Below are 11,974 nucleotides of genomic sequence, written 5' to 3'. Positions count from 1 at the left end.
TTTTATTTTTTACAACTTTAAAAATACTTTTTAAATTAAAATTCTATCTTAAATTAATTATTAATCCAAAACAAATCAATAAAAAAACCTGCAAAATGACTCTTGCAGGTTTTTATCTATTTTCTTTATTCTTTTCTCTATTTTCTAGAAATTACACATTAAATCTAAAATGCATTACGTCTCCATCTTTAACGATATATTCTTTTCCTTCTACTTTGAATTTTCCTGCTTCTTTGCATTTGGCTTCTGATCCATAATGTACAAAATCTTCGTAAGCAATTACTTCGGCACGAATGAAACCTTTTTCGAAATCAGTGTGAATTACTCCCGCAGCTTGAGGTGCAGTTGCTCCAATATTGATGGTCCAAGCACGAACTTCTTTGACACCACAGGTAAAATAAGTTTGTTGTTTTAATAATTTGTAAGCTGTACGAATCAAAACTGATGCTCCTGGCTCCGTAAGTCCCATATCTTCTAAGAAAACCTGACGCTCTTCGTAGCTTTCCAATTCGGTAATATCAGCTTCAGCCCCTACCGAAAGTACGATAACCTCCGCATCTTCATCTTTTACCAATTCGCGAACTTGATCCACGTATTTATTTCCAGTAACTGCTGAATTCTCATCTACATTACAAACGTATAGTACAGGTTTTGCTGTAATCAATTGAAATCCTTCTAACAAAACTTCCTCATCATTATTTTGAGGAATTACGGTTCTAGCCGATTTTGCTTGCAAAAGTGTTTCTCTAATTCTGTCTAAAAGTGCTTTTTCAGTTTGTGCTTCTTTATTACCAGTTTTGGCAGCGCGATTTACTTTCTCTAAACGTTTTTCTACGTTTTCAAGATCTTTCAATTGCAATTCGATATCAATAGTTTCTTTGTCACGAATAGGATTTACATTTCCGTCAACGTGAACAATATTATCATTATCAAAACAACGCAATACGTGAATAATAGCGTTACACTCTCTAATGTTTCCTAAAAATTGATTTCCTAAACCTTCTCCTTTACTAGCTCCTTTAACCAATCCAGCAATATCAACGATATCTACTGTCGCCATTTGAACACGTTCTGGTTTTACCAACAATTCTAATTTTTCAATTCTTGGATCGGGTACATTTACCACACCAATATTAGGTTCGATGGTACAAAAAGGAAAGTTAGCACTTTGCGCTTTTGCATTTGATAAACAATTGAATAATGTTGATTTTCCAACATTTGGTAACCCTACAATTCCTGCTTTCATAGTATATATGTTTACAAATAACAGTTTTCTGTTATCTGTCTTTTAGTAATTCCTTTTTTAAAGTTTGCAAATATAAGATATAATGACGTTACTCCACAAGTATTAAGCCCTCGTTTTCATCCTTACCGTTTAAACGGATACTAGAAGTACTAAAATCACAAGATCATAATAAAAAATAGAATAGAATCCTGCTATATCTATTCATTTAATATGAATGTATTTTTTAGTCTGTCATCTAAAAAAACAGAACTTTTTATATCACTACAAATATAAACTGCAGTAAAATAATCTCAATTAAACCAAGAATATTTTAGATTTCCTCTTTAAATTATTTTATACAAAAAAAAGAAAATCATAAAATAAACCCCAAAAATTATCGATTACTTTTTTTACAATAAATAGGATTGCATCAAATTACCATATTAGCAAATACACCTTACTTTTTAGATAAAAAACAACATTACACATATTTTATGTTAATATTATGTTATATTTGACACAATACTAATTAACCAATAACCAAACCAATACCTAATTATGAAAAAAATCACACTGCTATTCTTTTTATTAAATGCTACTTTCCTGCTAGCTCAAAAAGAAATTTCCGGAGTTGTAAAAGACAAAACAGGAACACCACTACCAGGCGTTAATGTACAGGAAAAAGGAACAAAAAATGGAGTTTCTACTGATTCAGAAGGAAGCTACAAACTAACGGTAAACGAAGGAGCCACCATAATCTTTAGTTATATAGGATATACAACGGTTGCCAAGCCTGCAAACGCAAAAATTATAGATATTGAACTGGAAGAAGACAATGCTGGCCAAAAACTGGATGAAGTTGTTGTAACAGGAACTCGTACTGCCCCTAGAAGTAATACAACGAGTGCTTTACCAATTGATATTTTATCTTCAAAGGATTTAGCAGCAACAGGCCAAGCAACATTTGATAAGGCATTACAATATAAGATTCCATCCTTTAATACAGTTCAAACTCCAGTAAATGATGCAACATCATTATTAGATCCGTATGAAATTAGAAATATGGGGCCTAGTAGAACTCTAATCTTAATTAACGGCAAACGTAAAAATTTAAGTTCATTATTGTATGTTCAAACCTCTCCAGGTCGTGGTGAAACAGGTGCAGATATTTCCGCCATTCCTACAGACGCCATCGAAAGAGTTGAGATTCTAAGAGATGGAGCTTCTGCTCAATACGGATCAGATGCAATCGCTGGTGTAATGAACATTATTTTAAAAAAGAATAGCACAGATGGATCTGTTACTTTACGAACAGGTATTACAGCTGAAGGAGATGGTGAAATGCTTGGAATAACAATAAATAATGGTACTACTGTAGGGGATAATGGTTTTTTAAATTACACTATCGATTTCTCTAAAGTTAAGTTAGCCAATAGACCAGGAACAGTTGATGCTGAGGGCGATTTCAACGATTTCTTAAAAGTAAATCCGGATAGTTCTTCTAGCTATATAAATGATGACAATACACTAGGTGGGACAGATTTAACTGGATTAAGTGATGCGCAAATAGAAACTGTTTTTGATGGATACAAAGGATCTCCAGATTACAATGCTAAATTAGCTACAATCAATCAAGGTAATATAGACGGAAAAAAATCAGTAGATGATTTTCTAAAAGAAAAACCAGACGGCGGAAATATAAATGGTTCACCTGAGACAGCAGCTGCAAAATTCTCTATAAATGGTGGAAATGACATAAATGAAACTACTCAAATGTATTATAATGCTGCTTATGTTTATAAAAAAGTTAGCTCATTTGCAAACTATAGAACTCCATATTGGAGATCTATTAAAAATCCTTTTGAAAATACAAGTATCCCAAATTGGGGAATTGGATCAACTTATCCTACTTACTTAAAAGACTTTTTTAGTAATGGTTCTGCTGCAGCATATAGAGGTTATGTACCTACTTTTGTTGGAGATTTAAATGACTACAATGCGACTTTAGGTTTCAAAACTACAAAAAATGGATGGAATACAGATGTAAGTATAACAACCGGCGGAAACAGTCAAACTTACACAGTCGAAAATTCTCAAAACAGATCTGGAATTATAGATCCTGACACGGGTGAAAATGTTTATCAAGAAAATAGTCCAATTACCTTCAAACCAGGAGGAACTTCATTTAACCATATCGTTGGTAATATCGATATTTCTAAAACACTTTCAGACCACATCAGTATAGGCTTTGGATCAGAGTTTAGAACAGAAACTTTTGGGGTGCAAGCAGGAGATCTAGCTTCGTATGATGGTTTAGGCGCAGATTCCTTTGCAGGAAATCGTCCAGAAAATTCTGGAAAATGGAATCGTTACAATTTGGGTCTTTATCTAGATGTAGCCTATGATGTAACCAAAGACTTTTTAATAAACGGAACCGTTCGTTATGAAGACTACAGCGATTTTGGAGATGCAACAGTATGGAAATTGAGTTCAAGATATAAGTTCCTAGATGATAAAGTAACTTTGAGAGGATCACTTTCAACTGGATTTAGAGCACCAACCTTACACCAAATTTATACTCAAAAATCACAATATTCTTTTGTTCCAGGACAAGGAATTCAAGTAAGCGGAATTATAAATAATGTCTCACCTCAAGCACGTCAATTAGATATTCCTGAATTATCTCCAGAAAAATCAACAAACATTACAGTTGGTTTAGGATCAAAACCATTCAGAAATTTCAATTTCACACTTGACTATTACAACATCAAAGTAGAAGACAGAATTGTATTAGGAGACAAACAAAATACAAAATTTGGAACTGTTGCATGGTTTTCAAACTCATTCGACTCAAGAACTTCAGGATTAGATGTCGTAATGAATTATAATAATTTAGGTATCGGATCAGGTAAATTAGGACTGGCATTATCTGGCAATGTAACATTTCAAAATGAAAGAATTTCCGGCATACGACCTGGAGATAGCTTCAGTCCAACTTTAGACGCTTTAATGTTTACCTCAAGACCAGAAACTAAATGGATTTTGGGAGCTAATTACGAAATAGGGAAATTTGGTTTTTCTCTTAACAATACTTATTTTGGAAAAACTACTTTCCATCAAGATGGTTTAAGTGATGGTTTGAATACTCAATTTATCCCTAAAATTGTTACTGATTTAGGAATTAACTTTTCAGCAACAGATAAGTTGACTATAGCATTTAATGTAAATAACATTTTTAATGTCTTACCAGAGTGGGAATTCATTACTGCCGATGGAAAAACTTTTTCAAAAAATGATCCTAGTTTAAAAACTGCTAACAACTTAATTACTTTCAACGGTCGTTATGATACAACCACTTATGATGGATCTCATTTCAGTCAATTGGGAACCATGCTTAATCTATCATTAAACTATAAATTCTAATTTGAATTCCTATTTTCAAAAGAGCTATCTTCGGGTAGCTCTTTTTTTATTGCATTTAATTATCTAAATTTATACTCATCAATTCTACAATTATGGCAAATTTATTTACTGGTAAAATGGCCGCAATATTTGATGCCATGTACCAAACGTTTATCGATTATGACGAAGAATATGAGTTCTACAATACCTTAATACAGGAAGAAAACTGTAAATCAATTCTTGAAATTGGCAGTGGAACCGGTAATTTGGCCAAACGTTTTCAAGAAAACAATCAAGATTATACAGGACTCGATTTTAGTCAAAGCATGATAGCTATTGCGCAAGAGAGAAACAAAAACAGCCTATTTATTCATGGAGATATGCGTAAATTTGACCTCAAAAACCCTGTAGATGCTATTATAATCACCGGAAGATCTACGAGTTACTTGATCAATAATGACGATATCAATAGAACTTTCGAATCGGTTTTTAAAAATTTAAACCCAAATGGTGTTTTGATTTTTGATTTTATTGATGCCAATCGTTTCATACCATTTTTAAAAAAGAATGAAATTATTCTTCATGAAGCTTCCTATGAAGGAATCAATTATATTCGAGAAAGTCACTGGGAAATAACACCAATGGAAAATTTTTTATTGGAATGGAGTGCACAATATTTTAAAATCACAGATAATGAAAGGGAAATTCTCTTAGATGATTTCTCAACTGTTCGCGTTTTTACGTTAAACGAAATAGAACTTTTTCTGTATCTTAATAATTTCGAAATCATAAAAACCATTGATAGAAAAACATACGCCTATGACACCTATGTTATTATGGCTCGAAAAATAATTTCATAAAAAAATCCCAAGTGTAGTACTCAGGATTTTGATATCAATTATTTTGTCAAAAAGACTATTCGTTGTGTAGAAATGCTTGTCTATTTAATAAAGTTTCTTCAGTCTCAACGTGATTATCATCTGGAATACAACAGTCTACTGGACAAACAGCAGCACATTGAGGTTCATCATGAAAGCCTTTACATTCTGTACATTTACCGGGTACAATGTAATACACTTCATCAGAGATTGGTGTTTGTGCAGCATCCGAATCTACTTCAGTGCCATCAGGCAAAATAACTTTACCCACAAGTTTTGTACCATCTTTATATCTCCAATCATCAGCTCCTTCGTATATTGCAGTATTTGGGCATTCTGGTTCGCATGCCCCACAATTGATACATTCATCAGTTATTATTATTGCCATCTTTTTAGATTAGAATTTTGAAGTTTGAAATCAGAAGTAAGTTGTTTTGCAAATTCACTTTTGACTTATAACTAATTAAAGCTTATTTTTGCGCAAAATTACAATCAAAACTTTTCATAAACAAACATTATGACATTAGAAACAAAAAAAAGTGTTTTTGTTGAATTAGGCAAATTTTTAAGTCAATTCAATGAAGGAAATTGTGCAAAACGCGAAAATGTATTCGGTAATGATTTATTTTTTGAAAAATTCATTGATTTAATTCAACTTTCTCAATCGCATAATGGCTGGTATACTCCTGAGCAAGTTTATTTCTCCATACAATCTTGGGCCGAAGCATTAACAGTTGATAATTTAGAAAAATGGCTTTCTAATTATGACTTACAAGACGTAAAAACCAAAAAAGTGGCACTTATTTTGGCAGGCAATATACCACTAGTTGGATTTCATGATTTTCTATCAGTTTTAATTACAGGGCATGAAGTTTTAGTAAAAACATCTTCAAATGATCAGCATCTTTTACCGTTTTTGGCAAATTATCTAATAGCAATTGAATCCGATTTTAAAAATAAAATAAAATTTGCAGATGGAAAACTAGAAGGATTTGATGCTGTAATTGCCACAGGAAGCAATAATACGGCACGTTATTTTGAATATTACTTTAAAGATAAACCTTCAATTATAAGAAAAAACAGAAATTCAATTGCTGTACTAAATGGTAAAGAAACCAAAGAGCAGATGACTGCATTGGGCGAAGATATATTCAGGTATTTCGGATTAGGATGCCGCAATGTTTCCAAACTTTTTGTCCCGAAAGACTACTCTTTTGAACCTTTTTTTGAAGCTATTTTTGAATACCAAGATGTGATACATTATGAAAAATACGCCAATAATTACGATTACAACAAAGCTGTTTTCTTGATGAGTAATTTTAAATTACTAGACAATGGATTCTTGACAATAAAAGAAGATCCGAGTTATAGCTCGCCAATTACTAGTGTGTTTTACGAATATTATGAGAATTTAAAAGATTTAGAAAACCGTTTAGAAAACGAAAAAAATCAAATTCAGTGTATCGTGAGTAGCAATCTTGTAAAAAACAGCATTGAATTTGGAACCACACAAAAACCAAATTTATGGGATTATGCAGATAATATTGACACTATCTCGTTTTTGTCAACAATATAGTGCAATGCATTTATATTATTACGAATAATTTAATACTTTTTCAGCACTTATTCCCGAAATTTGCACTTTGTGATTTTAAAGACAAATTACAATATGAAATCGTTATGGGTCCTAATTCCAAAATAACATGTAGACCAGCGATTTCGTCCAAAAATGAATTGGAACAAATAAAAAAACAAATAGTAACTACACCATGAAAAAACACAACTACAGCGCAGGACCTTGCATTTTACCACAAGAAGTTTTCGAAAAATCAGCTCAAGCCATTCTAAATTTTAACGATTCTGGCTTATCACTTTTAGAAATTTCCCATCGTAGTAAAGATTTTGTAGCCGTTATGGAAGAAGCTAGAGAACTTGTTTTAGAACTTTTGGATCTAAAAGGAAAAGGATATCAGACGATATTTCTTGGCGGAGGAGCAAGTTTAGAATTCTTAATGGTTCCGTATAACTTAATGAAAGAAAATGGAAAAGCTGCCTATTTAGACACTGGAACTTGGGCATCTGCTGCCATAAAAGAAGCCAAAATCTTTGGAGACACTACTATTGTTGCCTCTTCAAAAGAACAAAATTACAACCATATCCCAAAAGGATACACTATACCCGCTGACGCAGAATATTTCCACTGCACTAGTAACAATACCATTTTTGGAACTCAAATAAAAGAATTTCCTTCAACAAACATACCTGTTGTATGCGATATGAGTTCTGATATTTTTTCAAGAAAATTAGATTTTTCAAAATTTGATATTATTTATGCTGGAGCACAAAAAAATATGGGACCTGCAGGTACCACTTTGGTAGTTATCAAAGAAGAAATTCTAGGTAAAACAGGACGTACTATTCCGAGTATGTTGGATTATGCCAAACACATCAAAGCTGACAGCATGTACAATACTCCTCCGGTTTTTCCAGTTTACGCCTCTTTATTAACCTTACAATGGTTAAAAAAATTAGGCGGAATTGAGGCTATCGAAAAAATAAATGATGCAAAAGCCGCTTTACTTTATGCCGAAATTGATAGAAACCCACTTTTTAGAGGCACCGCAGCAATTGAAGATCGATCAAAAATGAATGCAACCTTTTTATTGAACGATGAATCACATGCAGCTAAATTTGACGAAATGTGGAAAGCTGCAGGAATTTCTGGTTTACCAGGACATCGATCTGTTGGAGGCTATAGAGCTTCGATGTACAATGCACTTCCATTAGAAAGTGTACAGGTACTTGTCGACGTAATGAAAGAACTAGAAAGTAAAATATAATCAATTAATCGTTATCGAAAATAATCAATATAACGAATTGATTTTAAAGTAATAATTTATGTTAACCATCATTTAAATAATTAAATGGTTGACCAAATAAACTCAAAATGAAAATATTAGCAAACGACGGCATTTCAAAAAGTGGTATTACTACTTTAGAAAAAGCCGGTTTTGAAGTTATTACAACAAAAGTAGCACAAGAGCAAGTAGCTAATTTTGTAAACAAAAATAACATAAGCGTTCTATTAGTTCGTAGTGCCACAAAAGTTCGCAAAGACATTATAGATGCCTGCCCCAATCTTAAAATAATTGGTCGTGGTGGTGTCGGAATGGACAATATTGATGTTGACTATGCCAAAAGCCAAGGAATTCATGTTATAAATACTCCAGCCTCATCATCAGAATCCGTTGCTGAATTAGTCATTGCCCATTTATTTACAGGAGTACGGTTCTTACACGATTCCAATAGAAATATGCCACTTGAAGGTGATACCAATTTCGACGGTTTGAAAAAAGCGTATGCAAATGGTATCGAATTAAGAGGGAAAACACTCGGAATTATCGGTATGGGGCGCATTGGTAAAGCAACTGCAAAAATAGCCATTGGTCTTGGAATGAAAGTAATTTATAGTGATACTCATATTCCTAAAAAAGATCTCAAAATTTCATTTTTTAACGGTCAATCTATAACACTATCTCTTGCTTCTGAACCTCTAGAAAATGTATTCGCAGACTCAGACTTCATATCCTTACATGTACCCGCACAAGATGGCTACGTCATAGGTGAAAAAGAGATAAAAATGATGAAAGATGGAGTTGGAATTGTCAACTGTGCAAGAGGTGGTGCAATTGATGAAGTGGCATTAGTAAAAGCCCTAGATGAAAACAAAGTTCTATTTGCAGGATTGGATGTTTATGAAAATGAACCTAATCCGGAAATTACCATTTTAATGAATCCTAAGATATCTTTAACTCCTCATATAGGTGCTGCTACAGAAGAAGCACAAGACAGAATAGGTAATGAACTGGCGCAACAAATCATTAGCTTTTTCAATAAGTCACTAGTACACTGATATAAATCATTGATTTTTAACAATATAACGGTATTTTATTAATTAAAATTAATAGAATACCGTTATTTTTTTATTAAATTTGAAATCTAATTTTAACTTTTAAACCTATGTTTGAACAATTGACACAATTAGTACAGCAGTATGGACAAGAAGTAGTTGTAAATAACAATGCAGTCCCAAATGAACATAACGAAGGAGTTATGAATGAAGCAGGAAATTCAATTTTTTCGAGCTTACAAAAAATGGCTTCCGAAGGAGGTATAGAACAACTAGCAGGATTATTACAAGGAAACAATGCCCAAAATCCAGAAAACCCAGCTGTTCAACAAATTACTCAACAACTTACAAGTAGCTTGGGAGAAAAATTTGGTTTAAGCAGTAATGTGTCCCAAGAAGTAGCAGGAAGTATGATTCCGCAAATTCTTGGTGGATTAGTAAACAAAGTAAATGATCCAAAAGACAGCTTTCAAATAACCGATTTAATTGGAGCAATTACTGGAAGTGGTACAGAAACCTCTGGAATTATGGATACTATTTCAAAATATGGAACACAATTTGGTTTAGACCAAAATGCCGATGGAAAACTAGACCTGAATGACGCTATTGCAGTAACAAAAAGCAGTGGTGGCATTAGTGGATTTCTAGGGAAACTTTTTGGAAAATAAAAAAATCTCAATTTTAAAATAAAAAAGGCATTTACAAATCAGTGAGTGTCTTTTTTTTTAATACAAAAAACATAAACACCACATTATCATCACAAAACATTTTTTTTTATATAACTTTATGATTATTATTTTTTTTAAATTATTCAAACATCCATTATTATGAAAAATATAATTTACATAGTAATCATTCTTTTGACAATTATTGGATGTAACACTTCCAAACCAAAATTTTCAAATGATGAAAAACAAAAAACAGGAAGCAATGACACCATAAAAATTGCCAATGAAGAATTGAATTATGAAATAATTATCATAGAACCTGGTTTTGATTTTTGGCTACATTCAACAGCATATCCACGAGGATATAATTCCCAAACTTATTTAGAAAACAAAAATAATATCTTTGTTATGGAATGGAATAATCGAGTTAGACAACCCCAACTCTACCCTCCTAATTTATATGAAATGATAATAGATTATTCCCCTAATGTTAATTATGGTTATGAAGTTAATTATCTGCTTTATAATTATATGATATATTTTCAAAACAAATACAATCAAAAATTAAATGGATATGTCCCACTACGATAATGTATATAAAACTGATTACCATAACATTATAGCCTCATGAAATAGAATTTTATTTATACTTAAATCCATCTTACGCACAATTAGTCAATTTACCTAAGCATAGCGTTTAATGAAATCAATAAATTAAAAGAGCATCGCATTATACAATATCAGTCTATAAAATAAGATTAGGGCGTGCCCCATTGCCTCGTCCAAAAAGACGAAACAATGGGTCGTGCTGTTCGCTCCCGCTTTTTTTTGATTCCGTAAAAAAACGAAATCAAAAAAAGAGCTCCACTTCCATCACTCACGCAAAAAAGAAGTAACAAATCAAATTTATCCAAATAAAAAAAAGAAATTAGAATAAATTCAACCATTAAAACCTGTTATATTTGCAAAAAGGAATTAATTAAAAATGAAGCGATTAAAACAACGTTGGGGATTAACATCCAATTGGCAATTAGCCATAATATTTGTTGTTTTTGCCATTACAGGATCAGCTTCTGCATATTTGTCTCGACCTTTTTGTATATGGTTGGGAATTGGAAAAGAGGAACTAGGCCATTGGTATACTCCCATTCGATTATTGTTGATTTTTCCTATTTATCAAGTTCTATTGGTTTCTATAGGTTTCCTTTTTGGTCAATTTAAATTCTTTTGGGGATTCGAAAAAAAAATGCTAAAAAGTATGGGATTTGGTTTTCTTTTCAATGATAAATAAGGACATTTGAATTATCGGTTATCAGACAATTTTGAATACTCCGATAAATAATTCAACTTACTATTTTAAAACTTTTTTCGTATTCAATTTTCTACATTCAAAAAAACATAAAATATGACCACATTAAAAAAAGGAGATAAAGCACCAAAATTTTCAGGTACAGATCAAGACGGAAAAACACATGAACTTGCTGATTATACAGGCAAAAAATTAGTTATTTTCTTTTACCCAAAAGCTTCAACACCCGGTTGTACAGCAGAAGCTTGTGATTTAAGAGATAATTTTGAGCGTTTTCAAGCCAATAATTACGAATTGCTCGGCGTAAGTGCAGACAGCGCCAAAGCGCAAGCTAAGTTCAAGGATAAATATGAATTTCCTTTTCCTTTATTGGCCGATGAAGATAAAACGGTTATCAATGCATTTGGGGTTTGGGGTCCCAAAAAATTTATGGGAAAAGAATACGATGGCATCCATAGAACTACATTTGTTATTGACGAAAACGGAATTATAACCGATGTGATTACAGATGTAAAAACCAAAGTGCACGCAAATCAGATATTGAAATAAGAACAAATGATTCTCAAAATAAAAAAAACTCCA

The 11,974-nt window shown here is 32.3% G+C and carries 11 protein-coding genes; 9 read left to right on the top strand and 2 right to left on the bottom strand.

All coding sequences use genetic code 11. The annotated features are described in order from the left end of the window. Nucleotides 1-151 precede the first annotated feature (151 nt). Complete coding sequence (gene ychF, locus OZP06_RS13400; RefSeq protein ID WP_269222306.1) at nucleotides 152-1,246, bottom strand: redox-regulated ATPase YchF; 1,095 nt, start codon at nucleotides 1,244-1,246, stop codon at nucleotides 152-154. 537 nt (nucleotides 1,247-1,783) lie between these two features. On the opposite strand from ychF, the gene OZP06_RS13395 reads away from it, so the two are divergent. Further along, entirely contained in the window at nucleotides 1,784-4,648 is a 2,865-nt protein-coding gene (locus OZP06_RS13395) for a TonB-dependent receptor (protein WP_269222305.1), read from the top strand. A gap of 92 nt (nucleotides 4,649-4,740) precedes the next feature. Beyond that, the gene (locus OZP06_RS13390; protein WP_269222304.1) at nucleotides 4,741-5,487 is read left to right on the top strand and encodes a class I SAM-dependent methyltransferase; all 747 of its coding nucleotides are present in this window, start codon (nucleotides 4,741-4,743) and stop codon (nucleotides 5,485-5,487) included. Nucleotides 5,488-5,542: 55 nt separating this feature from the next. Here the strand turns inward: OZP06_RS13390 and OZP06_RS13385 are convergent, their stop codons facing one another. Next, complete coding sequence (locus OZP06_RS13385) at nucleotides 5,543-5,893, bottom strand: 4Fe-4S dicluster domain-containing protein (protein WP_269222303.1); 351 nt, start codon at nucleotides 5,891-5,893, stop codon at nucleotides 5,543-5,545. 129 nt (nucleotides 5,894-6,022) lie between these two features. Between OZP06_RS13385 and OZP06_RS13380 the strand changes: the two genes are divergently transcribed. The 7 genes from OZP06_RS13380 to bcp all read left to right on the top strand — a co-directional run bounded on the left by OZP06_RS13380 (nucleotide 6,023) and on the right by bcp (nucleotide 11,941). Then, a complete protein-coding gene (locus OZP06_RS13380; RefSeq protein WP_269222302.1) occupies nucleotides 6,023-7,081 on the top strand; it encodes an acyl-CoA reductase in 1,059 nt (352 codons plus the stop codon). 193 nt (nucleotides 7,082-7,274) lie between these two features. Then, nucleotides 7,275-8,345 (top strand): 3-phosphoserine/phosphohydroxythreonine transaminase, encoded by a 1,071-nt coding sequence (gene serC / locus OZP06_RS13375; protein ID WP_269222301.1) that lies wholly within the window; start codon nucleotides 7,275-7,277, stop codon nucleotides 8,343-8,345. A 107-nt stretch (nucleotides 8,346-8,452) separates the two neighbouring features. Next, entirely contained in the window at nucleotides 8,453-9,418 is a 966-nt protein-coding gene (locus tag OZP06_RS13370) for a D-2-hydroxyacid dehydrogenase (protein ID WP_269222300.1), read from the top strand. 107 nt (nucleotides 9,419-9,525) lie between these two features. Continuing rightward, nucleotides 9,526-10,083, top strand: a complete 558-nt coding sequence (locus OZP06_RS13365) for a DUF937 domain-containing protein (protein ID WP_269222299.1) — start codon at nucleotides 9,526-9,528, stop codon at nucleotides 10,081-10,083. Between the two features lie 159 nt (nucleotides 10,084-10,242). Beyond that, entirely contained in the window at nucleotides 10,243-10,674 is a 432-nt protein-coding gene (locus OZP06_RS13360; RefSeq protein WP_269222298.1) for a DUF6146 family protein, read from the top strand. A gap of 394 nt (nucleotides 10,675-11,068) precedes the next feature. Beyond that, nucleotides 11,069-11,374, top strand: coding sequence for a DUF6787 family protein (locus tag OZP06_RS13355; protein ID WP_281240190.1), 306 nt, complete (start codon nucleotides 11,069-11,071; stop codon nucleotides 11,372-11,374). Between the two features lie 114 nt (nucleotides 11,375-11,488). Further along, complete coding sequence (gene bcp, locus OZP06_RS13350) at nucleotides 11,489-11,941, top strand: thioredoxin-dependent thiol peroxidase (RefSeq protein ID WP_269222297.1); 453 nt, start codon at nucleotides 11,489-11,491, stop codon at nucleotides 11,939-11,941. Nucleotides 11,942-11,974 lie beyond the last annotated feature (33 nt).

The organism is Flavobacterium sp. IMCC34518 (genome assembly GCF_027111095.2).
Taxonomy (GTDB): domain Bacteria; phylum Bacteroidota; class Bacteroidia; order Flavobacteriales; family Flavobacteriaceae; genus Flavobacterium; species Flavobacterium praedii.
Note: the sequence above shows the minus strand (reverse complement) of the source record. Positions and strands in the feature narration are given on the sequence as shown.